The organism is Nocardia sp. BSTN01 (assembly GCF_015354405.1).
In the GTDB taxonomy this organism is placed as follows: domain Bacteria; phylum Actinomycetota; class Actinomycetes; order Mycobacteriales; family Mycobacteriaceae; genus Nocardia.
Map to the genome: position 1 here is coordinate 25,486 of NZ_JADKYP010000022.1, position 24,000 is coordinate 49,485.

The 24,000-nt window shown below is 67.6% G+C and carries 23 protein-coding genes and 1 pseudogene; 9 read left to right on the forward strand and 15 right to left on the reverse strand.

Going from position 1 to position 24,000, the window contains the following annotated elements; genetic code table 11:
• Window positions 1-132: 132 nt before the first annotated feature.
• Window positions 133-624: a hypothetical protein gene (locus tag IRT45_RS19010; RefSeq protein ID WP_194807195.1), complete on the forward strand. Its 492-nt coding sequence runs from the start codon at window positions 133-135 to the stop codon at window positions 622-624.
• Here the strand turns inward: IRT45_RS19010 and IRT45_RS19015 are convergent.
• The 3 genes from IRT45_RS19015 to IRT45_RS19025 all read right to left on the reverse strand — a co-directional run bounded on the left by IRT45_RS19015 (window position 597) and on the right by IRT45_RS19025 (window position 5,615).
• Window positions 597-3,131, reverse strand: coding sequence for an MFS transporter (locus tag IRT45_RS19015; protein ID WP_194807196.1), 2,535 nt, complete (start codon window positions 3,129-3,131; stop codon window positions 597-599). The genes IRT45_RS19010 and IRT45_RS19015 overlap by 28 nt on opposite strands.
• Window positions 3,132-3,217: 86 nt before the next feature.
• A complete protein-coding gene (locus tag IRT45_RS19020) occupies window positions 3,218-4,057 on the reverse strand; it encodes a DUF72 domain-containing protein (protein WP_194807197.1) in 840 nt (279 codons plus the stop codon).
• 43 nt (window positions 4,058-4,100) lie between these two features.
• Entirely contained in the window at window positions 4,101-5,615 is a 1,515-nt protein-coding gene (locus IRT45_RS19025; protein WP_194807198.1) for a hypothetical protein, read from the reverse strand.
• Between the two features lie 222 nt (window positions 5,616-5,837).
• On the opposite strand from IRT45_RS19025, the gene IRT45_RS19030 reads away from it, so the two are divergent.
• The gene (locus IRT45_RS19030; RefSeq protein ID WP_194807199.1) at window positions 5,838-7,004 is read left to right on the forward strand and encodes a thiolase family protein; all 1,167 of its coding nucleotides are present in this window, start codon (window positions 5,838-5,840) and stop codon (window positions 7,002-7,004) included.
• Window positions 7,005-7,058: 54 nt separating this feature from the next.
• Here the strand turns inward: IRT45_RS19030 and IRT45_RS19035 are convergent, their stop codons facing one another.
• The 3 genes from IRT45_RS19035 to IRT45_RS19045 form a co-directional block, all read right to left on the reverse strand.
• Entirely contained in the window at window positions 7,059-7,259 is a 201-nt protein-coding gene (locus tag IRT45_RS19035; RefSeq protein ID WP_062963520.1) for a hypothetical protein, read from the reverse strand.
• A 161-nt stretch (window positions 7,260-7,420) separates the two neighbouring features.
• On the reverse strand, window positions 7,421-9,289 hold the full coding sequence (fadD32, locus tag IRT45_RS19040; protein WP_228534595.1) for a long-chain-fatty-acid--AMP ligase FadD32: 1,869 nt from the start codon (window positions 9,287-9,289) through the stop codon (window positions 7,421-7,423).
• A 96-nt stretch (window positions 9,290-9,385) separates the two neighbouring features.
• Complete coding sequence (locus IRT45_RS19045; RefSeq protein WP_194807200.1) at window positions 9,386-10,630, reverse strand: KasA/KasB family beta-ketoacyl-ACP synthase; 1,245 nt, start codon at window positions 10,628-10,630, stop codon at window positions 9,386-9,388.
• Between the two features lie 217 nt (window positions 10,631-10,847).
• Here IRT45_RS19045 and IRT45_RS19050 point away from each other — a divergent pair, with 217 nt between their 5' ends.
• Both IRT45_RS19050 and IRT45_RS19055 read left to right on the forward strand, forming a co-directional pair.
• Window positions 10,848-11,846: an acyl-ACP desaturase gene (locus IRT45_RS19050; protein WP_194807201.1), complete on the forward strand. Its 999-nt coding sequence runs from the start codon at window positions 10,848-10,850 to the stop codon at window positions 11,844-11,846.
• Window positions 11,847-11,964: 118 nt separating this feature from the next.
• Window positions 11,965-12,138: a hypothetical protein gene (locus IRT45_RS19055; protein WP_156055668.1), complete on the forward strand. Its 174-nt coding sequence runs from the start codon at window positions 11,965-11,967 to the stop codon at window positions 12,136-12,138.
• Between the two features lie 25 nt (window positions 12,139-12,163).
• Here IRT45_RS19055 and IRT45_RS19060 read toward each other — a convergent pair whose 3' ends face one another.
• The gene (locus tag IRT45_RS19060; protein ID WP_194807202.1) at window positions 12,164-12,868 is read right to left on the reverse strand and encodes a VIT family protein; all 705 of its coding nucleotides are present in this window, start codon (window positions 12,866-12,868) and stop codon (window positions 12,164-12,166) included.
• Window positions 12,869-13,243: 375 nt separating this feature from the next.
• Here IRT45_RS19060 and IRT45_RS37020 point away from each other — a divergent pair, with 375 nt between their 5' ends.
• On the forward strand, window positions 13,244-13,621 hold the full coding sequence (locus tag IRT45_RS37020) for a hypothetical protein (RefSeq protein ID WP_030516063.1): 378 nt from the start codon (window positions 13,244-13,246) through the stop codon (window positions 13,619-13,621).
• Between the two features lie 3 nt (window positions 13,622-13,624).
• On the opposite strand, the pseudogene IRT45_RS37025 reads toward IRT45_RS37020, so the two are convergent.
• The 3 genes and pseudogenes from IRT45_RS37025 to IRT45_RS19075 form a co-directional block, all read right to left on the reverse strand.
• Window positions 13,625-13,915: pseudogene (locus IRT45_RS37025) on the reverse strand (Ada metal-binding domain-containing protein); the annotation flags it as partial.
• Entirely contained in the window at window positions 13,908-14,660 is a 753-nt protein-coding gene (locus IRT45_RS19070) for a 2OG-Fe(II) oxygenase (protein WP_194807204.1), read from the reverse strand. The gene IRT45_RS19070 and the pseudogene IRT45_RS37025, both read right to left, overlap by 8 nt.
• Window positions 14,650-15,135, reverse strand: a complete 486-nt coding sequence (locus IRT45_RS19075; RefSeq protein ID WP_194807205.1) for a methylated-DNA--[protein]-cysteine S-methyltransferase — start codon at window positions 15,133-15,135, stop codon at window positions 14,650-14,652. Before IRT45_RS19075 ends, IRT45_RS19070 begins: the two co-directional genes overlap by 11 nt.
• A 150-nt stretch (window positions 15,136-15,285) precedes the next feature.
• Between IRT45_RS19075 and IRT45_RS19080 the strand changes: the two genes are divergently transcribed.
• Window positions 15,286-15,708, forward strand: coding sequence for a PPOX class F420-dependent oxidoreductase (locus tag IRT45_RS19080; RefSeq protein ID WP_194807206.1), 423 nt, complete (start codon window positions 15,286-15,288; stop codon window positions 15,706-15,708).
• A 23-nt stretch (window positions 15,709-15,731) separates the two neighbouring features.
• Here IRT45_RS19080 and IRT45_RS19085 read toward each other — a convergent pair whose 3' ends face one another.
• Window positions 15,732-17,204, reverse strand: a complete 1,473-nt coding sequence (locus IRT45_RS19085) for an NAD(P)/FAD-dependent oxidoreductase (protein WP_194807207.1) — start codon at window positions 17,202-17,204, stop codon at window positions 15,732-15,734.
• Window positions 17,205-17,213: 9 nt separating this feature from the next.
• On the opposite strand from IRT45_RS19085, the gene IRT45_RS19090 reads away from it, so the two are divergent.
• Window positions 17,214-18,281: an AraC family transcriptional regulator gene (locus IRT45_RS19090; protein WP_309241050.1), complete on the forward strand. Its 1,068-nt coding sequence runs from the start codon at window positions 17,214-17,216 to the stop codon at window positions 18,279-18,281.
• A 13-nt stretch (window positions 18,282-18,294) separates the two neighbouring features.
• On the opposite strand, the gene IRT45_RS19095 is transcribed toward IRT45_RS19090, so the two are convergent.
• Complete coding sequence (locus IRT45_RS19095; RefSeq protein ID WP_194807208.1) at window positions 18,295-18,777, reverse strand: nuclear transport factor 2 family protein; 483 nt, start codon at window positions 18,775-18,777, stop codon at window positions 18,295-18,297.
• 103 nt (window positions 18,778-18,880) lie between these two features.
• Complete coding sequence (locus IRT45_RS19100; RefSeq protein ID WP_194807209.1) at window positions 18,881-19,651, reverse strand: SDR family NAD(P)-dependent oxidoreductase; 771 nt, start codon at window positions 19,649-19,651, stop codon at window positions 18,881-18,883.
• 113 nt (window positions 19,652-19,764) lie between these two features.
• Here IRT45_RS19100 and IRT45_RS19105 point away from each other — a divergent pair, with 113 nt between their 5' ends.
• On the forward strand, window positions 19,765-20,469 hold the full coding sequence (locus tag IRT45_RS19105) for a TetR/AcrR family transcriptional regulator (RefSeq protein WP_194807210.1): 705 nt from the start codon (window positions 19,765-19,767) through the stop codon (window positions 20,467-20,469).
• Window positions 20,470-20,547: 78 nt separating this feature from the next.
• Window positions 20,548-20,826 carry a hypothetical protein gene (locus tag IRT45_RS19110; RefSeq protein WP_194807211.1) on the forward strand — a complete coding sequence of 93 codons (279 nt, stop codon included), beginning with the start codon at window positions 20,548-20,550 and terminating at the stop codon, window positions 20,824-20,826.
• 26 nt (window positions 20,827-20,852) lie between these two features.
• Here IRT45_RS19110 and IRT45_RS19115 read toward each other — a convergent pair whose 3' ends face one another.
• Both IRT45_RS19115 and IRT45_RS19120 read right to left on the reverse strand, forming a co-directional pair.
• On the reverse strand, window positions 20,853-21,251 hold the full coding sequence (locus IRT45_RS19115) for a DUF1801 domain-containing protein (RefSeq protein ID WP_309241051.1): 399 nt from the start codon (window positions 21,249-21,251) through the stop codon (window positions 20,853-20,855).
• 26 nt (window positions 21,252-21,277) lie between these two features.
• Window positions 21,278-23,839 carry an ATP-dependent Clp protease ATP-binding subunit gene (locus IRT45_RS19120; protein ID WP_194807212.1) on the reverse strand — a complete coding sequence of 854 codons (2,562 nt, stop codon included), beginning with the start codon at window positions 23,837-23,839 and terminating at the stop codon, window positions 21,278-21,280.
• Between the last annotated feature and the right edge of the window lie 161 nt (window positions 23,840-24,000).

A 24,000-nucleotide genomic window follows, 5' to 3' on the forward strand; every position in this document is an offset into this window, starting at 1 on the left:
CGCAGATAAGCACTGATGCTTAGTTGACAGCCCCGGAAAGCCGTCCTTAGCATTTAGCTATAGCCACCGGCTCTCCGTTTATCGGAGCGGCAACGACCGCCGCAGCGGCCGGCTTGGTGGAAGGGGAATGCCATGACGCTTCATATCACCGACTGGTTGATGACCAGCGATGTCACCCCGGAATCTGCCCAGCGCCTGCCGTCACTTCCCGGACGATGGCTGCTGAGCTGGCTGCCCGGCGAGCTTCTGACCCAGGAACAGGCGCTGAGCGGCATGATCCTGGACGAGATCCTGTCCGATCCGGCTTTCGTGGACGACCTGGGGGCCGTCGAGATGGCCACCCTGCACGCCGCCGAACTCGGCATCCCCCTGGACGAGGCGGTGATCCGGCTGTGCGCCCGGGTCCTCGAGCGGACAGCCCTGCGATCCGGCGATATCGGGCCGGACGACATCGAACCCGGCGACATCGAGCCCGGGGATATCGGGCCGGGTGACACGGGGGCGAACAGCACCGAATACGGCCCGGTCCGAGGCCACCCGCACCTCCCGCAGGTCCACCGCACTCCGGTGTCGCTGCACCGGCCGCGGCATACCGATCACGATCTGTCGGCCGCGCCGTCGTAGCAGAGCCGCAGGTCGTGGGCGATCTGTTCGCCGTCGACCGCCACCAGCGCACTGGCCGGCGGATAGCCGCGACCCACCACCGTGTAGTCCCCGGCGGGGAGGTCGTCGATCCGGTAGCGGCCGTCCCCGTCCGTCAACGCGGCGGCCACCACCGCGCCACCCGAATCCAGCACCGTCACGTGGGCGTGAGCGACCGGACCGCGCTCCGAGCGCACCCGGCCCGACAGCACCGCCGTCGGCGCGAGTTCGATGTCGTAGCGCAACATGCCGGTCTCGGGAACGGTCAACGTGGTGGCATCCGGCCTGCGATGTCCGGCGACCGCGACCAGGGTGTAGGTGCCGGCGACGATGCCGTGACAGGCGTAGGCGCCGTCGGCTCCGGTCACCGCCGCACCGACGACCTCGCCGCGCCGATCGGTCAGGGTGACGGTCACGCCCGCGAGTGGCCGGCCCGGCCCCTCGGTGACGATGCCGGACAGCTCCCCCGACCCCAGCAAGGTGAGATCGACCGTCTGGGGTTCGGAACCGATCGCGACGTTCACCGCGGCGGGCTGATATCCCTCGGCGGAAACGATCAGCACATAGTTACCGGCGTCCGGCACGCTCAGGCGGTAGCCGCCCGCGCCGTCGGTCGTCGCGCGCGAAACCTGGTGTCCCCGTTGGTCGATCAGTGTCAGCGCCGCACCGGGTATGGATTGCCCGTCTTCGCGGTGGATGTGTCCGGACACAGGCGCGTCGCCGACGGCCTCCGGAAACGGGGTGTGCGTGGCCGGTTCGGCAAGGACCGGCGCCGATTCCGTCCGGGCGGCGTCGCCGTCGGCCTCCCACGACGGCTCCGGCTCCCAGGGTTCGAGCGCCGACTCGGCGGCTTCGACGTCGGCCACGGTCCGCTCTTTCTGCGACGGTTCGGCGCGCTGCGGCTGCGCCGGCGGTGCCGAACTGTCCTGCAGCGGAATCTCTTTCATGAACAGCAGCACCACACAGGCCAGCAGCGCCACGCCGGCGGCGGCGTAGAACACGCCGTGCAGGGAGTCGGTGAAGCCGATCAGAATGGGATCGCGCACCTGCGCCGGCAGTGCCGCGATCCCACTGGTGTTCGACTGCAGCTGATCGAGCTTCCCGGTGTCGAAGCCGGGCGGCAGCACACCGCCGAACGCGTCGATGATCTTGTGCGGCAACAGATTGAACAGAATCGTCAGGAACACCGCGACACCCAGCGTGCCGCCCATCTGCCGGAAGAAGGTCGCCGACGCCGTCGACACACCCATATCCGACCGCGGACCGGCATTCTGCGCCGCGATGATCAACGTCTGCATACAGCCACCGAGTCCGAAGCCGATGACCGCGCTGTACACCAGCGGCTGCCACAGCGGGCTGTCGTAGTGCACCTGCGCGTACAGCGCCGCCCCGCATGCGATGACGAAGGTGCCCAGCACGGGCAGGATCTTGTAGCGGCCGGTCAATTTGGTGACCTGCCCCGCGATCAGCGAGCCGATCATGATGCCCAGCACCAGCGGCAGCATCAACAGACCCGCCTTGGTCGGCGAATAGCCCCGCACGACTTGCAGATACAGCGGCACCATACTGATCGCGCCGAACATCGCGATACCGACGATGAAGCCGCCCAGGATGGTGACGGAGAACGTCGAATTCCGGAACAGCCGCAGCGGAATCAGCGCGGCATCCTTCATCAGAAATTCCACGAGGACGAACAGCAGCAGCCCGACCGCACCGATGCCGTAGCAGAGCAGCGCGCGCGATGACTCCCAGCCCCAGCCGCGGCCCTGCTCGGCCACGATCAGCAACGGCACCACACAGATCGCCAGCGCGATCGCACCGAACCAGTCCACGCGATGCCGCTGCCGTTCGTGCGGCACGTTGAGCACCTTCGCGACCACGGCCAACGCGAGCACGCCGATCGGGACGTTCACCAGGAACACCCAGCGCCAGCCGTCGATACCCCACAGCGTGTCGTAATCGGAGAAGAAGCCGCCGAGCACCGGGCCGGCGACCGTCGCGGTGCCGAACACCATCATGAAATAGCCCTGATACCGCACGCGTTCGCGGGCGGGCACGATATCCCCGATGATGGTGAACGCCAAGGACATCAGGCCCCCCGCGCCGAGACCCTGGAACGCGCGGAACGCCGCCAACTCATACATCGACGTCGCGAACGTACACGCCGCCGAACCCACCACGAAAATACCGATCGCCAACAGATAGAACGGCTTGCGACCATAGATATCGGCCAACTTGCCATACAACGGCGTCGAAATCGTCGCCGTAATCAAATACGCCGTCGTCGCCCACGCCTGCTGATCGAAACCATGCAAACTATTCGCGATCCGGACAATCGCCACACTCACAATATTCTGATCCAGCGCCGCCAAGAACATCCCCAGCAACAAACCGGACAAAATAGTCAAAATCTGCCGATGCGAGAGCGTGCTCGGCGCGGGGCCCGGGGCCGACTGCGCCGCCGGCTCCCGGGTGGTCGAAGTGGTCATATTTCCCAGCCCTGTTTCGGTTCGGCCGTCGATGGTGGAGTTGATTCGAAGCGTATACAGAGGGCGTACGGCGGTCGTTCATTTCCTCAGAACAAGGTCATCGGCTCGATCGGCGCCGGATCCACGAGGGCCGGGAGCTCCGCGCCGGCGGACCGCACGTCATCGTAGAACCGCCGGGCCAGCAGTAACGAATCCGCATTGTCCGGAGTGTGAACGAAGACCGTCGGCGACCGTCCCTCGCCCAACCACTCGATGACGAGATCGCGCCACGGCCGCCAGCCGGCGACGGTCGCCTCGACATCGTCGTTGCCGTGATACCGCACGATCGGATATTCGGTCAGGGCACGTAGGCGGCGCGGCAGCCGCGGCTTCTTCGCGCTCGCCTCGTATTCGCCGGGGCTGCGCGGCGGCGCGGCGAACAGGGTGGTGGTGTCGAACGGAATCCATTCGGCGCCAACACGTTCCAGCACATACTCCAACCGCCCGGCCGCCTCGGGGTCGGCGAAGAAGGCGCGGTGGCGCACCTCGACCGCGCAGCGATACCGGCGCGGCAGGCGGTGCAGCAACCCGGCGAGCACGCCGAGATCGTCCGGCCCGAACGAGGCCGGCAATTGCGCCCACAGCGCGTGGATGCGCGGCCCGAGCGGTTCGACCGCGCGCAGGAATTCCGCCAATTCCGTTTCCGCACCGCGCATCCGGCGCTCGTGTGTGATGGTTTTGGGCAGCTTCAGCACGAAGCGGAAGTCCTCGGGCGTCTGATCCACCCACGACCGCACGGTGGCCGGGTTCGGCGTCGCGTAGAAGGTGGTGTTGCCCTCCACCGCGGTGCAGTACCGGGCATACCCGCCCAGGCGCCGCCGCGAATCCGGCTGATACGCACGCCACGCCTCGTGCGTCCACTGCGCGCATCCGACCGAGAGTGTCATGTGTCGACGGTATCCGCCGGCGGTGACAACACCGCGCGGCGGATCAGCCCTGCGATGCGCCGCCGCGGAAGAACAGGATCTGGTCGCCGTAGTCGGCCAGGGCACGCGCCTGGCCGGCCTGCCGGATACCGCTGGCGGGCAGGTTGGTCAGTTTGGCGAACATGCCGGAGTTGCCGAACGCCGCGCGAACCTGGGTTTCGGAGGCGTAGTCGGCGCCGTAGTCGGCGAGCATCGCGAAATCCAACGGCGCCAGCGGTTCTTCCAGCGGCTCCTGACCTGCCGGTCGGCCCAGGGCGGCGAACTGCCGGGCGGCACCGTCGGCGTACCAGCACAATTCGTAGGTCAGATTCTCGATGGTGTTGACCGCGAGCACCGGCCACTGCCGCGAAAGCCGCAGCGCCAGAGGATTTCTGCCGGTGGGGGCGAGTTCCCAGAACAGGCTCAGCACATGCACCCAGCTGCCCGCACGCTGCAGCAGCACCACGTCGTCACCGAGGTTCGGAGCGGCGTTGAGAGCGGGATCGGGCATATGCCAATGGGTTTCGCCGACTCCGGCGAAGGCGCTGCTGTCCACCGGATGCGCGCCGTCGGCGGCATAGGCCTCGATGACGGCCGCGCGCACGCGGGCCACGGCGTCGGCGGCGGCGCAGCGCACACTCAACGCCCCGTAGGAGGTGGCGATCTCCATCGGCTTGGACGGCGGGTCCGCCAGCGCACCGGCCGCGAGGGGTTTGAGCCCGACCAGACCGAGCTTCCAGTTGATCTCCTCGATCGTGGTCAGATCACCGGCGGTTTGATACAGGATCTGCTGCTGGGTGAGATATCCGGCCCGCTCGAGCGTCGGACATTCCAATTTCACCAGGGCGGCATGGGTTTTGCTGGTGAACTCGAGTTCGTCGATCGAGGTCTCCCGCAGCCGGGTGGTCATCTCCGGCGTGGTCCACGCGGAATACCGTTCGCGATACGTCGCCAGTGCCTGTTTGCGGCCGCGGCCGATCATCAGCGTGCGCAGCAGCATGTTCAGGCTGGCCAGGTAGCGCCCGGCCTGATCGGGATTGGCGGCGAACAGGCCCGCGCGGATGCGCACCGCCTCGGCACTGGCCGCCACCGCCGACTCCGGGTCCAGCCGGCACAGCCACACCCCGCATTTGGACAGACCGTCGGCGCACACTCCGGCCGCCATCGGATAGTTCTGCGCCACTTGGTGATACGCGTCGCAGGCCTGGCGGATGGTCGCGGTGGCCAGTTCCCGATGCCCGATCGTGCGGGCGGCCTGTTCGAACAATCGCAACGCCTCGGTGACCTGCCCGGCGAATTGCGCGGTCACATGACCGGCGGTCAGCCAGTGCAGCCGGATCAGCACCGCCTCCTGGGCGGGTTCCAGCGCGGCGGGCGCGCGGTCGCGGTCGGCGCCCTCGGCCTTGGTGTCCAGGCACGCCCTGGCCAACTCGCACAGCGAGGTCGCCAGGCGCAGTTCGGCCTCGGCCGAACGTTGCTGGGCGGCGGCCCGTCTGTGGTCGGCCACCTGCTGTTCGATCGCGCTCAGCGCACTCGCCATCCCAACTCCCGCATCACCTTCCGCATACGGTCGTCGACCGGCCGCATCGTGCCGTGCCGAGTCTGCCACATCCGGGGACCACGCAGCAGCCGACGACGTCCGCGAGCCGCGCCGCCGCCGGGCCCGCAGCGCGGCGGCACACCCGACCCACTCTCGGAAAATAAGCGAATCGGTGTTAACTTATAGCAGAACCTCGAGTAACTTTGATCGATCGGAGTGGCTATGACCACGGCAGTCGTCGTCGATGTCGTCCGGACCCCGTCCGGTAAGGGAAAAACCGGTGGCGGCCTGTCCCAGGTCCACCCGGCCACCCTGCTGGCCGGAGTGCTGTCCGACCTGGTCACACGGAACGACCTGGATCCGGCGCTGGTCGACGACGTGATCGCCGGCTGTGTGACACAGAGCGGGGAACAGGCGTTCAACATCGCCCGCACGGCGGTGCTCGCGGCCGGATTCCCGGAGGCCGTTCCCGCCACCACCGTGGACCGCCAGTGCGGCTCGAGCCAGCAGGCCGCGCACTTCGCCGCGCAGGGCGTGATCGCCGGCGCCTACGACATCGCCATCGCCTGCGGTGTGGAGTCGATGTCGCGGGTCCCGATGTTCTCCAACGGCCAGGGCGCCGATGCCAATCGCGGCCCGATCGCCCACCGCTACCCCGAAGGCCTCGTGCAGCAGGGAATTTCGGCGGAGGTGATCGCCGCGCGCTGGAAGTTCGACCGTGCCGCCCTGGACGAATTCGCGGCTCGGTCACACCGGCTGGCCGCCGAAACCGCCGCGGCGGGCGGATTCGATCGCGAGATCGTCGCGGCCGGAACCTTGCGGGCCGACGAGACCATTCGTCCGACCACCACCGTCGAGGGGCTGGCCGGTCTGCGTCCCGCCTTCGCCGACGACCAGTATCTGGCCCGCTTCCCGGAGATCGAGTGGTCCATCACGCCGGGCAACTCCTCCCCGCTCACCGACGGCGCCTCGGCGGCCCTGATCATGAGCGAGGAGAAGGCCGCCGCCCTCGGCCTGCGCCCGCGTGCGCGCTTCCACTCCTTCGCCGTCACCGGCGACGACCCGCTGCTGATGCTGACCGCGGTCGTCCCCGCGACCGAGAAGGTGCTGGCCCGCGGCGGTCTGTCGATCGACGACATCGACGCCTACGAGGTGAACGAGGCCTTCGCGCCGGTTCCGCTGGTGTGGGCGCGCGAACTGAACGCCGACCCGGCCAAGCTGAACCCCCGCGGCGGGGCCATCGCGCTGGGGCATCCGCTCGGCGCCTCCGGCGTCCGCATCCTCGCGACGCTCGTCAACCACCTCGAGCAGTCGGGGGGCCGCTACGGCCTGATGACGATGTGCGAGGCCGGTGGTCTCGCCAACGCCACCGTCATCGAACGACTCTGAGGATCGATCGGATCACGTGTGCCGGTCGGCGTCCCCGACGCCGACCGACGCACGCTATCCGCGGTGCCGGCAGCTGTCGGGCACGATATGCCCGGCGGTTACCAGCGCGTCGAACGCCGCCTGCTTGATACCGCAGCCGTCGGTCGAACAATCGGTGTGCAACTGCATCACCTGGTGTGCACGTTCCACGGTCAACGGCCGGGTGGGCGCCGAATGTGCCATCACCACAATGAGATAATCGGTAGACAACTCCATGACATTGCCCCATATCCGGTTCTACATGTTGATGTAGCTACACGGTAACTCCACAGCGGGCCGTTGCCGACGGACAAGTACCGGACAATCCGGTGCCCAGAGGACATCTCAACGGGCACACGAGGATTGCCTCACCTAATCCGCTCGCCGATCCGCCTCGGCTACTCGTCGGAGACATCGGGGAAGGCCTGCTGCCGATGGCCGCCACGCAGGGTTCCCGTCAGATACGCGGTCTTACAGGCACGTCGGGCGATCTTGCCGCTCGACGTGCGCGGAATCGACCCGGCCGGCACCAGGAGCAGTTCGCGCACCGCCACCCCGTGGCGCGCCGAAATCGCCGCCCGCACTACCTCCGCCACCGGACCCGCATCGAGTTTGGCTGCACCACTTCCCCGTTCGGCCACGATCACCAGGTGTTCGCCCCCCGAACCGGAGGCGGCGAGGTCGGCGGGCAGCTCGTCACCGCGCACCGAGAATGCGGCGACGAAACCCGGCCGCAGTGCGGTCGACGACTCCTGTGCCGACATCTCCAGATCCTGCGGATAGTGGTTGCGCCCGTCGACGATCACCAGATCCTTGACGCGGCCGGTGATGTACAACTCGCCGTCGTGATACACGCCGTAATCGCCGGTGCTCATCCAATCCGCTTGCGGCGCAGTGCCTTCGGCGTGGCTGCCCGCAGCCTGGCGGGCGCTGAGCCGGTTGTGGAAGGTCGCCTCGGTCTCCTCGGGACGGCCCCAGTAGCCGATGCCCATATTCTTCCCGTGCAACCAGATCTCCCCGACCCGGCCGTCCGGCAGTTCGGCGCCGTTGTCGTCCACGATCACCGCCCACTGCGAGCGCGCCACATATCCACAGGACACCTGTGCCACGGCGTTTTCCGCATCCGGGTCGACCTCGACCAGATGCCCGGCGTTGAGCCGGGTGCGGTCGGCGTGGACGATCCGCGCGGCGTCCTCGCGCCGGGTGGCCGACACGAACAGGGTGGCCTCCGCCATCCCGTAACACGGTTTGATCGCCGTCTTCGGCAGTCCGTAGGGCATGAAGGCATCGTTGAATTTCGCCATCGACGACACCGACACCGGCTCACTGCCGTTGATCAGGCCGATCACATTCGACAGATCGAGATGCTCCCCCGCCTTCGGCCGCCCGCGCGCGGCGGCGTGCTCGAAGGCGAAATTCGGTGCGGCGGCATAGGTCGCGGCGCCGTCGGAGGCGGCGGCCAGCTCCTTGATCCAGCGAGAAGGCCGCCGGACGAACGCGCTCGGCGACATGATGGTGATGAACTTGCCGCCGATCGCCGGCAGGATCACGCACAGCAGGCCCATATCGTGGAACAGCGGCAACCAGGTGACGCCGCGGGCGGTTTCGTCGATCCCGAGCGCGTCGATCATCTGCAGCAGATTGGTGCCGACCGAGCGGTGCGTGATCTCCACTCCGGCGGGCGTGCGGGTGGAGCCGGAGGTGTACTGGAGGTACGCGACGCTGTCGATGGTGATGTCCGGTTGGGTCCAGCCCGCGCCGACGCTGTCGGGTATCGCGTCGACCGCGATGATGCGCGGACGCTGTCCCGCCGGCATGCCGCGGAAGAATTCCCGAACCCCGCCCGCCGCGGAACTCGCGGTCAGAATCGCGGTCGGCCGGCAGTCGCCGAGGACGGCGTGCAATCGGTCGGTGTGGCCGGGTTCCTCCGGGTCGAACAGCGGCACAGCGATATTGCCCGCGTACACCGCCGCGAACATCGCCACCACGTAGTCCAGGCCCTGCGGCGCCAGCACGGCCACCCGGTCCCGCGGCCGGGTCACCTGCTGCAACCGGGCCGCCACCGCCCGCAACCGCGCACCGAACTGGCGCCAGGTGAGCTCGTGGTACTCACCTTCGAGCTCGCGCGAATAGTCGATGTAGCGGTAGGCCAGCTCGTCCCCGTTCGCCGCACTGTGCTTGTCGACGAAATCGATCAGGGTCGCATCGCCCAGGATGCAGATGTTGCCGTCTTCGTCCAGATAGTCATCGAAGGTCTCGCCGATCATTCCCTCATCCTTTTCACGCACGAACGTCACGCACGAACAGTCACGCAGGAACGAATGCCCGGAGCCCGCCCTCGCGGGGGGCTCCGGCCGGGCAACTCAGTACCGACCGAAGGTCAACGACACGTTGTGGCCGCCGAATCCGAAGGAATTGTTGACCGCGTAGTCGATCCGCCCGGGCCTGGCCTCGCCCTTGACGATGTCCAGATCGACATCCGGATCCTGGTTTTCCAGGTTGAGCGTGGGCGGGACGAGGCTGTCGCGGATCGACAGCACCGTGAGCACCGATTCCAGCGCCCCCACGGCGCCGATGGAATGTCCCAGCGCCGATTTCGGCGCGTAGACCGAGGCGTGGCTACCGACCGCCGCGGCGATGGCACGGGCCTCCGCGGTATCGCCGATCGGCGTCGCCGTGGCATGCGCGTTCACATGTGCCACATCGGTTTTCGACAATCCGGCGGTCTGCAGCGCGCGGGCGATGGCCCGCGCCGCGCCCTTGCCGTCCGGATCCGGCGCCACCAGGTGGAAACCGTCGGAGGTGAGCCCGGCGCCGAGCAGCCGGGCGTGCACGGTGGCACCGCGGGCCCGGGCGTGTTCCTCGGATTCCAGCACCATCATCGCGCCGGCCTCACCGAAGACGAACCCGTCACGATCAGTGTCGAACGGGCGCGAGGCGCGTTTCGGATCGTCGTTGCGCGTGCTCATCGCGCGCATCATGGTGAAGGCGGCGATCGCCACGGCTTGGATCGACCCCTCCACCCCGCCGGTCACGACCACGTCGGCATCGCCCATCACGATCATCTTCCACGCGTTGGCGATGGCCTCCGACCCCGAGGAGCACGCCGAAACGGGGGTCGCGATACCGGCTTTGGCGCCCAATTCCAGCCCGACCACCGCGGCCGCGCCGTTGGGCATGATCATCTGCACCGCAAGCGGGCTGACCCGGCGATATCCGCCGTTGGCCATCTTGTCCTTGACGTCGATGAGCGCCTCCGCACCGCCCAGACCGGTGCCGATGGAGACGCCGAGCCGCTCCGGATCGACCTCGGGCGCACCGGCGTTGCGCCACACCTCACGCCCCAGCACCAGCGCCATCTGCTCGACGTAGGACAGCCGCCGGGACTCCTCGCGGCTCAGGACGGTGGACGGAACGACCTTGAGATGACCGCCGATGCGAACCGGAAGTTCGAACTGGTCGATGAAACCGTCGTCGAGTATGTCGATTCCGCTCTCGCCGTTCAACAGTCCCTTCCACGTGGAGTCGATATCACCGGCGATGGACGTGGTCGCGGCCAGGCTGGTGACGACGACGTCGCGATAGCGCATACGGCTGGAAACCGTCATTCTCGGCTCACTTTCGACAGGCAACACTGCGGAACAGGGGCAACACTGCGGCGAATACCAGCTGGAGCGACAACGGTGGCGGTGGAGCGGCTACATTAGCGAGGCGAACACGACCGGCGCAGCCCCGAGTGCCACCCGGCAACCCGGTCGTGACTGCACTGTACCGGTTTCTTCCCGCAGCGTCGCACGGCGATCCACAACGAGGAAGGGCAACACCGTGGTCAGGAATCTCACCCAACTCGAGTTGCTGCTGGAACTCGAGCCCGTGGCGGAGAACAACGTGCATCGACATCTGTCGATGGCGAAGACGTGGCATCCGCACGACTACGTCCCGTGGGACGCGGGACGCAATTTCGCCGCCCTCGGCGGAACCGATTGGGACCCCGCCCAGTCACGGCTGAGCGAGCTGGCCCGCGCCGCGATGGTCACGAATCTGCTCACCGAGGACAATCTGCCGTCCTACCATCGCGAGATCGCCGAGAACTTCTCCGCCGACGGCGCCTGGGGCACCTGGGTGGGGCGGTGGACGGCCGAGGAGAACCGGCACGGCATCGCGATTCGCGACTATCTGGTCGTCACCCGCGCGGTCGACCCCGTGGCCCTGGAGCGGGCCAGGATGGGCCACATGACCAACGGCTACGACGCGATGAAACTCGTGCGCGAAAGCGACAAGGCCAGCGTGGTGGAGCGGGCCGACACCGGATTCCTGCACTCGGTGGCCTACGTGACCTTCCAGGAACTGGCCACCCGGGTCTCCCACCGCAACACCGGGAAGGTCTGCGAGGATCCGGTCGCCGACCGCATGCTGGCGCGCATCTCCGCGGACGAGAACCTGCACATGATCTTCTACCGCAATATGTGCGCGGCGGCTTTGGATCTGGCGCCCGACCAGGCGCTGGAGGCGATTGCCGATATCGTGTGCAATTTCCAGATGCCGGGCGCCGGAATGCCGGATTGGCGACGCAACGGCGTGCTGATGGCCAAGCACGGAATCTACGATCTGCGCCAGCATCTGGAGGAAGTCGTGATGCCGGTGTTGCGCAAGTGGAATGTGTTCGATCGCAACGACTTCACCGCTCGCGGCGAGCGGGTGCGCAATACTCTCGGGGAATTCCTGGAGAAACTGCGAAACGATTGTGCGCGTTTCGAAGAACAGCGTGACCGGGCGCTGGCCCGGGAGGCCCGCAAACGGGACCTGGTGGGCTCCCGGCCGTGAGCGGCGGCGGCGCGGCGGTGTAAGCGACTGCATCCCCGAGCATTTCGATTGGGTTTCGAAAGCGACAGAGCGGCAGAACACATTGCCAGAAAATAGCCGCGGGTGCACACTGGGAGTTATGACCGCTTCACCCCGCGCTGCTCACTCCACGGACCGCGAAACCGTGGCGCTGATCGACGCATCCCATCCCGTCGTGCACGTCGAATTCCGGATCGGCGATCCGCACCGGCAAGCCAAGATGCGCGCGGTCATGGACCGGCTGCGCGTGGGAAACCGGTTCCGGAACCGCTGATTTCGCCTGCCGCCCCGACCGTCCGCTAGACCGCGATACCGACCAGGTGGCCGACCACATAGGTCGTCGCCATCGCCAGCGCACCGCCCGCCAGCACGCGAATCGTCGCGCGCCGCACCGACGCCTGCCCGAGCCGGGCACCGACGGCGCCGGTCGCGGCCAGTGCCACCAGAACCGCCGCCGCGGTGACCGGAACCCGGATCGCCGCGGGTACCAGCATGGCCAGCAGCGGCAGCAGGGCGCCGATGGTGAACGCCGTCGCCGACGACAGCGCGGCATGCCACGGGTTGGTCAGCTCGCTCGGGTCGATTCCCAATTCGGCCTCGGCGTGCGCGGCGAACGCGTCCTTGGCGGTCAGTTCCTCGGCGACCTTCCACGCGGTGGCCGGCGTCAGGCCCTTGCCCTCGTAGATGGCGGCCAGTTCGGCGAGTTCACCCGCCGGGTCCTCGGCGAGTTCACGCCGTTCCACGGCCAGCACCGCGCGCTCGCTGTCGCGCTGCGTGCTCACCGACACGTACTCCCCCAGCGCCATCGACACCGCGCCCGCGACGAGTCCGGCGACGCCCGCGGTCACGATCGCCGACGTCGACGTCGTGGCCGCCGCCACACCCACGACAATCCCTGCGACGGAGACGATTCCGTCGTTGGCACCCAGCACCCCGGCCCGCAGCCAATTCAGTCGCACCGACAAACCCGGCCCGTGGGTTTCGGGCCGGACCACACTCTCCATTACCGCCGTATCCGCTTGCACCGGACAAAAATAACTCGCCCGCCTTTTCTCCGCCAGCAAAGAAAGGCTGCCCGAATTTAGGTAAACCATTGCACAGGAAGGTATTCCATACCTAATTCCGAAAAGCGGGAACGCTCACTCGATCGATGTCGGCGGCACCGAATTCCGTTCATCGCCAAGACTTTCGGTGCCACTTCTCCGCGAGACCGGTGTGAGCTGCGGCACTGTCCGATTCGCGTCGATCGGCCACGCCGCGCGGGCGGTCCCGGACCGCCCGTCTCGCGCCACCCAGCGTTGGGACGGCCGGATTGCGGGGTGATTGCGGCTCGGGGCGCTTACACTTTGCGAGACCAACTGGAAAGGGACTGGCGCAGAATGGACGCGGTCGTCACGGAAGTTGCGGTCGAAGGTAAGCGGCTCATCGACGAGGTGTGGCTGGGGCGGATCAGTCGCGAACAGGCGGTACATCGGTTCGTGCAGGTGGGCGACGGTTTGGTCGAGTTCGACACGGCCGCCGACATCGTCGACGACGGACTGGCCTGGCTCGACTCCCACGCCTCCCGGCTCCGGCTGCTGGCCTGGTGCTCGTGGCTGGAACTACCGGTCTTCGGCGGCCTGGCGGTCCTCGGCGTGCTGACCGAGGACTATCTGTCCACCGGATTCTCGCTGATCCTGCTGGCCGCCCTGCAGTTGGTGCACCGGCACATCGGTCCGCCCCGGCCGCCGATCCGGCGGCGGCAGCGCAGCATCTGAACGCCCGGACTTCCAGCGCCGATACGCCTCCGGCAGACACCGTGCGCACGGCCGGTATCCGGCGGCGACGGCGGTGGCCTCGTCGGCGAAGAACACCCGGTACGCGGCGTAATCGCCGCGACGCAGTGCGCGCAGTGCCGCCGGGCAGTCCAGCCGCCCGTAGATGCGCTGACGCCGATGGCCGCCGACGGTGCCCGCGATCGGGCTGCGGTACGGCACGGCATCCGAGTCGAGCAGTAGGTAATCGCGCGCCGCGATTCCGTCCTCACCACCCACGCCGCATTCCTCACGCATCGTGGAAGACCAGGCCCAGAGTATGGCGATGCCCGCTGCGCACCACGCTCACGCCGTGGCGCATGGGCGCGGCCGACCAGCCACGCGCGGATCGTACGGGGCGTTCCCGGGTGGTGAAGACCAGCCCGTGGCCCTGCGGCAGAGCGACTGCCGCGCCGCGAGATTGGGCACGCGGGCGTTGTTCGACCATCAGGAATTCGCCGCCGGTGTAGTCCGAGCCGGCGGCATCCAGTCCGATCACCACCTGCAGCGGAAAGATCATGTCGCCGAAGAGGTCTCGATGGAGCGCGTTCCAATCTCCGGGGCCGTAGCGCAGCAGGATCTGCGCCGAGCGATTCTGCCCGGCCTGGTGACATTGGGAGATCCAGTCGTCGAGGCCGTCCGGCCACGAACCCGGGCGACCGAGCCGTTGCGCCCAGTTCCGCGCGATGGGTAGCAGTTTCGGATACAGCGCGGCACGCAACTCGGACACCACGGCGGGAAGATCGTGGGTGAAGTAGCGGTACTCGCCGGACCCGAAACGGTGCCGCGACATCTCGATGGTGGAGCGGAAGCGATCGTCCTCGGTGTACAGCTTCGCGAGCGCACGGCACTCGTCGGCGCTCACCAGGCAGCCGCTGAGCGCGTATCCGTGCTCGTCGAGTTCGTCCGCTATCCGCGTCCAGTCCTGCGCGTCCACCCGAGCGCCGAACGGCGTCGCGGTGAGCCCCGAACCGGTCGGTGCCGGGCCGGTTTCACGCGGCATGTTCGAGCTCCAGCAGTTGCCGCTTGCGGTCGATCCCGCCCGCATAGCCGGTCAGACGGCCGTTCGCGCCGATCACCCGATGGCACGGCCGCACGATCAGAACCGGATTGGCGCCGATCGCGGCCCCGACGGCCCGCACCGCCGCCCGCGGCGCACCGACCCGGGCGGCGATGTCGCCGTAGGTCACCGTGCGGCCGTACGGGATGTCGTCGAGCGCCCGCCACACCCGACGCCGGAACTCACTGCCCTCGACCGCGTAGTCGAGTTCGAAACGGGTGCGCTGCCCGGTGAAGTAGCCGTCGAGCTGGTCGAGCACCGAGGCGAACGGTGCGCGATCCTCGATCCAACCAGGTTGCGCTCCACCACCTTTCCCGCCCGCGATGGACAGGGCGGTGAGCGCGACACCGGCCGGGCGCGGCTCGCCGACGAGCATCAGCTCACCGAGCGGACTCGCCGTCGTCGTGTAGACCGTCATTGCTGATCCTTTCGGTTTTCGATCCGTACGCTCCCCAATCTGCCTGAGCCCCGGACCGAATACCGGCGGAAATCAGACATCACGTCCCGGCCGCGCGGCGCCTGCGGCTACCGCGGGAATGAAACGGTTCGCGCAGGCGTCGGAGCGGATATGCGACTTCCCGATTCCGCGCGCGAATTCGTCGGCGCCGGCGCCAACGCGACCCTGGTCACCCTGAATGCCGACGGCAGCCCGCAGATCTCCGTCGTCTGGGTGGCGCTGCGGTCGACCCTCGAGGGCGACGAGCTGGTCAGCGCACACCTCGGCGAATACCTGAAAGTGCGCAACGTCCGCCGCGATCCGCGGGTGGCGTTGACCATCGTCTCGGATCAGCCGAGCGAGTTCATGCGCCCGTATCTGTCGGTCACCGGCACCGCGCGCATCGTCGAGGGCGGTGCGCCCGAACTCCTGACGGAGTTGGCCGCTGTACTGGCCGCACCGGGACTGAACTTCCCGCCCGCCGACGCCCCGCCGGGACTGCTGACCCGGGTACGGATCGACAAGATCGGCGGGGTCGGCCCCTGGGCGAACTGAACGGACCGGTCCGGCGCCGCCGGTCAGGCGTTCGACAGCACCGCCGTGCGCCGGACCGGCTGCAGCGTCTTGTCCAGATTCGTGCGCATGGTGGTGGCCGAATCCAGCAGGTAGTTCTGGCGCACCTTCCACGGATGCCGGTCGCCCTGCCGCGGGAAGTCGCCGATGGACCGCTGGATATAGCCCGAGGCGAGGTCGAGCAGCGGATGTTCGGTGAGCTCGGCCTGCGGCTGCGGCACCACCGCCTCGTATCCGCGCCGGTCCGTATGGGCGATCACCTTGCACACCAGCCGCGAAGTCAGGTCGGCGCGCAGCGTCCAGGACGCGTTCGTGTAGCCGATGCAGACCGCGAAGTTGGGGACGCCGGTGAGCATCGTTCCCTGCCAGACGAACCGGTCGGACAGGTTCACCGGCTCACCGTCGACCTCCAGCGTGATGCCGCCGAAGGCCAGCAGCTTCAGACCGGTCGCCGAGATGACGATGTCGGCGGGCAGCACCCGGCCCGACTTCAGGCGGATCCCCTCGGGCACGAAGGTGTCGATGTGATCGGTGACCACCTCGGCCTTCCCCTTGCGCATCGCCTTGAAGAAGTCGGCGTCCGGCACCGCGCACAGCCGCTGATCCCACGGGTTGTACTCCGGGGTGAAGTGTTCGGCGACCAGCTTCTCGTCCTTGAGAATGCGGGTGGTCAGCCCGGTCAGCAGCTTGCGCGCGGCCTGCGGCCGACGCCGGCAGTACTGGTAGAAACCGACGTTGAACAGGATGTTCTTGGTGCGGATCACCCGGTGCGCCAAGCCCGCCGGCAGCAGTTCCCGAATCTTGTCGGCCTGCTTGTCCCGGCCGGGGACCGCGGAGATCCAGGTCGGCGAACGCTGCAGCATGGTCACCCGCTCGGCCTCTTCGGCCATCGCCGGAACCAGCGTCACGGCGGTGGCACCGCTGCCGATGACCACGACCTTCTTGCCGGCGTAATCGAGATCCTCCGGCCAGAACTGCGGATGCACCATGGTGCCGGAAAACGTTTCCACGCCCGGGAATTCGGGGGCGTGCCCCTGGTCATAGTTGTAGTAGCCGGAGCACGAATAGAGGAAGCGACAGCTCAGCGTGCGCTCCGCATCGCCCTGCCGCAGGGTCAGCGTCCAGCGCGATTCGGCGCTGGACCATTGTGCCGCAACGACTTTGGTGCCGTAGCGAATATGCTCGTCGATCCCGTGACGGCGTGCCGTCTCGGTGATGTAGCGCAGAATCGAGGGACCGTCGGCGATCGATTTGGCATCGCGCCACGGTTCGAACGGGTAGCCGAGGGTGAACATGTCCGAATCGGACCGGATGCCGGGGTACCGGAACAGGTCCCAGGTGCCGCCCAGCGCCTCGCGCGCCTCGAGAATCGCATAGGACTTTCCGGGCAATTCCGTCTGCACGCGGTAACCGGCGCCGATTCCGGACAGACCGGCGCCCACGATGACGACATCGACATATTCACCAGCTGCGGTCATGGTTCCAGTGTGCTGGTTCCTTCCCCGGCATTCTTGACTTTGCACGACAAGTATTTGATTCTGGACGACATGTCGGTGATCCGCTCGGCCGGTTTGCGCGGTTTCCGCGCGACCGTGGCCGAACTCGGGGGAAATGCGGAGGAATACGCGGCCGCCGCCGGATACCCGATCGCCGCCCTGGACGCCGACGATCTGCTGGTCTCCGACGAGGCGATGGCCCTCGTGCTGGAGATCGCCGCCGACCGGCTGCGGTGTCCCGATCTGGGCCTGCGGATCGCCGCCCGGCAGGATCTCGGCATGCTGGGTCCGCTCGCGCTGGCCATCCGGAGCTCCCCCACCCTGGCCGATGCACTGGAGTGCACCTCGCGCTACCTGTTCGTGCACGCGCGCTCGCTGAGTCTGACCATCGAACCGGATCCCTACGGCGACCGCGGTGTGACGGCCCTGCGCTACGGCGTCGAACCCAGACTTCCGCAACCCGTCCAGGGCACCGACCTGGGCCTGGGATTTCTGCACCGCACACTGATCCGGCTCGTGGAAGGCCCGTACGGGTTGCGCTCGGTGGAGCTGCCGTACCGCCCGCCGGGTTCGCGCGCGACCTACGAGAACTTCTTCGGCGTCCCGGTGCGCTTCGAGCGACCGGCGGCGATGCTGCGGCTGCCGAGCAATCTCACGACGCGGGCCATCGCGGGTGGCGATGCGAATCTGCGCCGGCTGGCGGTGGCGTTCCTGGCCGAACAGGCCGGCGACACCGGCGCCTCCACGGTGCCGGCGGTACGGGCCGCCGTGCAGCAACTGCTGGGTACGACCGCCCCGCAGATCGATTCGGTGGCTAGGCTTCTGACGATCCATCCGCGCACCCTGCAGCGCCGCCTGGCGGCCGAGCACATGACCTTCGCCGCCATCGTCGACGATGTGCGCCGCAGTGAGGCGCGGCGCTACCTGACCACGACGGATCTGCCGATGAGCCAGATCGCCTCACTGCTCGGCCTCGCGGAACAGGCCACCCTGACCCGCTGCGCGCGCCGCTGGTGGGACAGCACTCCCACCGCGATCCGGCGCACCGCCCGGACCTGAGCGGCCGGTCGGCTCAGTGCGTGACGCTGGGATCCCAGCGGCTGGCGGTGATCGTGAATCCCTGGATCGAGGACAGCGGCATCATCGCCTCGTAGTTGCGCTGATAGCCGGTCTTCGTGATGCGCCAGCGGCCGTCGGATTCACGGCGATAGGTGTCGCGGTAGTAGGCGGCGCCGCGAATCATGATCCCGTGCTCGGGAACGATGACCGTATCCTCCAGACACCAACTGCCGGAGGCGGAATCGCCGTCCACCGCGATCTCGGGATGACTGCACACATGCGAGGTGATCATGGTGCCGGTCATCGCGCCGCTGAGATAGCCGACGATGGCGTCGCGGCCCTCGAACTGCAGCGGCTTACCGCCCGACGGCGAGCCGTAATCGGCCACCGCGTCCACGGCGAGGGTATCGGCGAACTCGTCCCACTCCCGCAGATCCAGCGTCCGCAAATAGCGGTATTTCAACGCACGAATCTCTTCCAACGCAACCAGATCCATCGCGGTCACCTCCTGGTTTCGGCCCCGCCAGCACAATAGAACACGTTTCTGTTTCGGTCCGGGCTTTCCCGATGACCAGGACGGCCCGGACCGATTCGCCGCATCAGGCGTGGGTGCCCCCGTCGATGCGCACCTCGGTGCCGGTGATGAAGGCGCCGTCGTCGGAGGCGAGCATGGCCACCACTCCGGCGACCGTATCGGGCGAGGCGAACCCCTGGCCGAGCATCGGCATCAGCTTGCCGAACAACGAGAAATCGGCATCCTCGGGCAGGCCCGGACCGCGGCCGTCGGTCATATCGCTCGAGATCGAGCCGGGCGCCACGGCCACCGCGCGCAGGTTCTGCTTGGAGTATTCCGAGGCCAGCGCATGGGTCATGGACATGATGCCGCCCTTCGACGCGGCATAGGCGGCCATGTACGGGTGCGCGAAGTAGGTGGAGGTGGAGGCGAAGTTCACGATGACGCCGCAGCCGCTGTCCAGCAGCGCCGGCAGTGATTCGCGAATCATCAGGAAGGTGCCCGTGAGGTTGGTGGTGATGATGCGGTTCCAGTCGGCCAGCGGCATCTCGTGGGTGTGCGCCGAGCGCAGAATGCCGGCGGCGTTGACCAGGGCGTCCAGCCCGCCCAGGGTTTCCACGGCCTTCGCGACCCCGGCCTGCACCGAGGACTCGTCGGAGATGTCGATCGTGACGGTGGTCAGCCGATCGGCGCTGCCCTTCTCGGCCGCCTGTTTCGCGGTTTCGGCCAGGCCCGCCTCGCTGACGTCGGCGGCCACCACGGTGCCGCCCTCGGACAGGATGCGATGCACGGTGGCGCGGCCGATACCGGATCCGGCGCCGGTGATCAGAACCCGGCGATCTGCGAAACGCTCCATTGCGAAACTCTCCTCAACTGCGATTTTCACGTTTGATTGACACACTACGCCTGTGTGGCACGTTGTGCCAGAGTGACAAATCGCGCTTAGACTGTGCGGACAGGAGGTGACTCATGCCCGAGTCGAGAACCGGCCCGTCCGCCACCGCATCGCCGCGGCCGAACCTGGCTCAGCGGCGCAAGTCGGCGACCCGGATGGAGATCGCCCACACCGCCGCTCGCCTGTTCGCCGAGCGTGGCACCGCGGCGGTCACCGCCGAGCAGATCGCCGCCGCCTCCGGCGTCGGCCTGCGCACCTTCTATCGCTATTGCCGTACCAAAGAGGATGCCGTGGAACCGATGCTGTCGGCGGGTGCGTCTCGCTGGCTGGACATCCTCGGCGACGGACCGGACCGATTGCCTACCATCGCGGAACTGGAGACCGCCGCGATCCGCGCCCTGACGGTGGTGGACCGCGACGAACTCGACATCACCCGCGGCCTGTTGCGCGCGATGGCCGACGATACGGCCCTGCGCGCGGTCTGGTTCCGGGTCAATCTCACCGGCGAGCACGCCCTGCTGGACCTGCTGAGGAAACTGTCCCCGGACACCGATCCACTGCGCCTGCGCACGCTGGCCGCCGCGGCCGCCGGCGCCATCCGGATCGGACTGGAGCAGTGGGCCGACGACGACGGCCCGGCGCAGGCCGGCGAATTCGACGAAACACCTTCGACCGCCCCACGATCGGGCGGTCCGGCTCCCCTCGTGGTCAGATGCATGCGGGAACTCACCGTCGGCGTCTATGCGCAGACCCCCGCGGATACGACAGCCGCGGGCTGACGGTCGCCGCGGCGCCGGACCGTGCGATCCGGCGCCGACGACGCGCGGGGCCACGCCGAGCTACCGCATGATGGGTCCATGAACACCGGGAATTGGCATGTGCTGGTGGAAGAGCAGGTCGGCGCCTCGAAGGATTACCGGCAGTGGGAGCTGTCCTCGATCCACCCGGCGGGGGCGGATCGCGCCGATGCCGAACGGCTCGCCGAGGAACTCTCGCGCACCTACCGCCCCCACCACCCGCTCAGTCCGCGCCGCCGGACGCGCTACCGCACCGCCGACGGCTGGGTGGTCGTGGTCGACGGCGCGATGAGCGACTTCCGCTTCCGGCTCACGATCGCCGAACGCGTACCGGACTGACCGCCCTCTCCCGGAACCTCGTTCGGTCATTCTTTCTGTGCCGCATCGCGTTTCATCTTGCGCCAACCGCCCGCGCGATTGTTCGCGATGATCTGCCGCAGCATCGCCGACAGCGCGGAGGCGTTGACCTTCTCCCCCTCGCCAATCGCCACGGTGCGCGCCGTCGTGTTGTCGTGACCGCCGGTGATGATGCCCGCCGGATCGGGCACGATCGCACCGTCGTAGAGGAAGACGTCGACGTGCGTCTTCGTCGCCAGCAGCGCGCAGATGTTGCCGTCGAGCACGAAATACGGTCGCACCCTGCGCTTTACGGTCTCCGTCACTTCCGGATCGGCGGCGTGGACGAGTTCGCGCACCTCGCGGCAGATGTCGCGCTGCCAGGCCGGTAGCGCGTCGATGTAGGCGTCGACGCGCGGGTCGGCCACGTAGCTCACCATCGGCCTCCCCCGGATCAGCTCTTCCCGGATTTCGCTCCGGACTTCTTGTCGGATTTGGCCTCCGACTTGGCCTCCGACTTACCGTTCGCCTTCTTTCCCTTCGGCTTCTGGCCGTTCGCGGAGGCATCGAGGGAACGTTCGGCTCCGGATCCGGCCACCGCGGCGACGATCAGTCCGGACTCGTCGGCGTCCACGCGCACGGTGTCGCCCGGGTTCAGCTCGCCACCGAGCACCAGCCGGGACACCTGATTCTCCAGCTGCTTCTGTACCGTCCGGCGGAGCGGGCGCGCACCGAATTCGGGTTGATATCCGTTCTCGGACAGCCAATCCCGTGCCGCGTCGGTGACGTCGAGCTCGATGTCCTGAGCGCGCAGGCGGCGGCGGGGGCCGTCGAGAACCAGATCGACGATGCGGCGCAACTGTTCCTGGTCGAGCCGGTGGAACACGATGGTCTCGTCGATGCGGTTGAGGAATTCCGGCCGGAAATGCTGTTGCAGCCGTTCCATCAGCCGCGGGGTGATGGCGTCGAGCTCCGCCGAGGTGGCCTTCAGGATCAGATCCGAACCGATATTGCTGGTCATGATCACGATGGTGTTCTTGAAATCGACCGTGCGGCCCTTGGCGTCGGTGACGCGCCCGTCGTCGAGCAACTGCAGCAGCACGTTGAACACGTCCGGATGGGCCTTCTCCACCTCGTCGAACAGGATCACCGAATACGGTTGTCGGCGAATCTTGTCGGTGAGCTGTGCGGCATCCTCGTAGCCCACATATCCGGGCGGGGCGCCGACGAGCCGGGACACCGTGTGCTTCTCCTGGAATTCGCTCATGTCGAATCGGATCAGCCGGTCCTCGTCGCCGAATACCGCCTCCGCCAAGGCTTTCGCCAATTCGGTCTTGCCGACACCGGTCGGGCCGAGGAACAGGAACGAGCCGATCGGGCGGTTCGGATCCTTCATCCCGGCCCGAGCGCGGCGCACCGCCTCGGCGACCGCCACGATCGCCTCGTCCTGCCCGATCACCCGCTTGTGCAGCGCGTCCTCCAGCCGCAGCAGGCGCTGCCGTTCCTCGACGGTCAACTCCGACACCGGAATTCCGGTCTGCTTGGACACCACCTCGGCGATATCGTCGAGGGTGACCGTCGGCTCCTCGTCGGCGGTGATGTGGCCGACCCGTTCCTCGGCGGCGGTGATCTCGCCCTTGAGTTCGTCCGCGCGGGAGTAGTCCTCGGCCGCGACGGCGGCATCCTTCTCCCGTTCGAGGCGCGACAATTCCTGCTGTGCCGCACGTAGATCCGGGCCCGGCATGCGGGTGCGCAACCGGACCCTGGCACCGGCCTGGTCGACCAGATCGATCGCCTTGTCGGGCATGAACCGGTCGGTGATGTAGCGGTCCGAGAGTTCCGCCGCGGCGACCAACGCCTCGTCGTCGTAGTGCACCTGATGGTGTTCCTCGTAGACGTCGCTGAGTCCGCGCAGAATTTCGATGGTGTCGGCGACCGACGGTTCGGGAACCAGCACCGGCTGGAAGCGACGCTCCAGGGCGGCGTCCTTCTCGATGTAGCGCCGGTATTCATCGATTGTGGTGGCGCCGATGGCATGGAGTTCGCCGCGGGCCAGCGCCGGTTTGAGCAGGTTGCCGGCATCCATCGAACCCTCGCCGCCGGCGCCGGCGCCGGCGATGGTGTGCAACTCGTCGATGAACAGCACCAGTTCGTCGGAGTGCTCGCGGACCTCGTCGAGAATCTTGGTCAGCCGCTCCTCGAATTCGCCGCGATATTTGCTGCCCGCCACCAGCGAGCCCACATCGAGGGCCACCACCCGCCGGTCGGCCAGCGTGCTGGGCACATCGCCGTTGACGATGCGCTGCGCCAGACCCTCGACGATCGCGGTCTTGCCGACTCCGGGATCCCCGATGAGCACCGGATTGTTCTTGCGCCGCCGGGACAGGATTTCCACGGTCTGCTCGATCTCCTCGGCGCGGCCGACGACCGGGTCGACCTTGCCCGCGCGCGCCTCGGCGGTCAGATCCCGGCCGTATTCGTCGAGCGTCGGCGTGTCGGTGGGCTTCTTCCGTCCCTCGGCGACCGGCAGTTTGGCACCCGAAAGAGACTGCACGGCAGCACTTTCCGGATTGTCAGCGATGCCGAGCAGAATATGTTCCGGGCCGATGTAGCTGGATCCCGCCTCGGCGGCGTTGCGTTGCGCGGTGCGCAGGGCCAGTTTGGCGCCGGGCCCGAGCACCACCTGACCGCCCGCGGTCGCGGTGGCCTCTCCGCTGCCGACCGCACTCCGCATCTGCGCGGCCACCTTGTCCGGCTCCAGCCCGAGCTGGCCGATGATCCCGCGCGACGGCTCGACCTGAGTGGCGGCGTAGAGCAGATGTTCGGCGGTGACCTCGGGATTTCCCCAGCCCTGGGCGGCCGACCGGGCGATCGCGATCAGCTCCTTGGCGCTGTCGCTGAGCAGCCGCCCCAGATCGATGCGCTGCACCGGCGGCTGTGCGGCCATACCGGGGCCGAAGAAGCGGTTGAAGAGGTCGTCGAAGGAGTTGAACGAACTGGGCCAGGCAGCGGTCATGTCCACACCTCGTATCTCGGAATCTCGTCGTCGCAGCGGCGAGCAAACGGACAGCTACGGTCCGCATCGCCGCACTCACTCGCAGAACCACTCCGAAACGGTCGGGTCCCACCGTACCCTCGGCCCTCCTTTCCGGGGCAGCCGCCGACGCATCCGTTACT

Bases quoted from the DNA above. Each gene is read 5' to 3' on its own strand.
- IRT45_RS19070 (WP_194807204.1), bottom strand. From the start codon at position 14,660: ATGCCGCGTGAAACCGGCCCGGCACCGACCGGTTCGGGGCTCACCGCG.
- IRT45_RS19025 (WP_194807198.1), bottom strand. From the start codon at position 5,615: ATGGCGAGTGCGCTGAGCGCGATCGAACAGCAGGTGGCCGACCACAGA.
- IRT45_RS19035 (WP_062963520.1), bottom strand. From the start codon at position 7,259: ATGGAGTTGTCTACCGATTATCTCATTGTGGTGATGGCACATTCGGCG.
- IRT45_RS19030 (WP_194807199.1), top strand. From the start codon at position 5,838: ATGACCACGGCAGTCGTCGTCGATGTCGTCCGGACCCCGTCCGGTAAG.
- IRT45_RS37020 (WP_030516063.1), top strand. From the start codon at position 13,244: ATGGACGCGGTCGTCACGGAAGTTGCGGTCGAAGGTAAGCGGCTCATC.
- IRT45_RS19015 (WP_194807196.1), bottom strand. From the start codon at position 3,131: ATGACCACTTCGACCACCCGGGAGCCGGCGGCGCAGTCGGCCCCGGGC.
- IRT45_RS19060 (WP_194807202.1), bottom strand. From the start codon at position 12,868: ATGGAGAGTGTGGTCCGGCCCGAAACCCACGGGCCGGGTTTGTCGGTG.
- IRT45_RS19100 (WP_194807209.1), bottom strand. From the start codon at position 19,651: ATGGAGCGTTTCGCAGATCGCCGGGTTCTGATCACCGGCGCCGGATCC.
- IRT45_RS19020 (WP_194807197.1), bottom strand. From the start codon at position 4,057: ATGACACTCTCGGTCGGATGCGCGCAGTGGACGCACGAGGCGTGGCGT.
- IRT45_RS19055 (WP_156055668.1), top strand. From the start codon at position 11,965: ATGACCGCTTCACCCCGCGCTGCTCACTCCACGGACCGCGAAACCGTG.
- IRT45_RS19080 (WP_194807206.1), top strand. From the start codon at position 15,286: ATGCGACTTCCCGATTCCGCGCGCGAATTCGTCGGCGCCGGCGCCAAC.
- IRT45_RS19110 (WP_194807211.1), top strand. From the start codon at position 20,548: ATGAACACCGGGAATTGGCATGTGCTGGTGGAAGAGCAGGTCGGCGCC.
- IRT45_RS19075 (WP_194807205.1), bottom strand. From the start codon at position 15,135: ATGACGGTCTACACGACGACGGCGAGTCCGCTCGGTGAGCTGATGCTC.
- IRT45_RS19120 (WP_194807212.1), bottom strand. From the start codon at position 23,839: ATGACCGCTGCCTGGCCCAGTTCGTTCAACTCCTTCGACGACCTCTTC.
- IRT45_RS19095 (WP_194807208.1), bottom strand. From the start codon at position 18,777: ATGGATCTGGTTGCGTTGGAAGAGATTCGTGCGTTGAAATACCGCTAT.
- IRT45_RS19010 (WP_194807195.1), top strand. From the start codon at position 133: ATGACGCTTCATATCACCGACTGGTTGATGACCAGCGATGTCACCCCG.
- IRT45_RS19085 (WP_194807207.1), bottom strand. From the start codon at position 17,204: ATGACCGCAGCTGGTGAATATGTCGATGTCGTCATCGTGGGCGCCGGT.
- fadD32 (WP_228534595.1), bottom strand. From the start codon at position 9,289: ATGATCGGCGAGACCTTCGATGACTATCTGGACGAAGACGGCAACATC.
- IRT45_RS19045 (WP_194807200.1), bottom strand. From the start codon at position 10,630: ATGACGGTTTCCAGCCGTATGCGCTATCGCGACGTCGTCGTCACCAGC.
- IRT45_RS19105 (WP_194807210.1), top strand. From the start codon at position 19,765: ATGCCCGAGTCGAGAACCGGCCCGTCCGCCACCGCATCGCCGCGGCCG.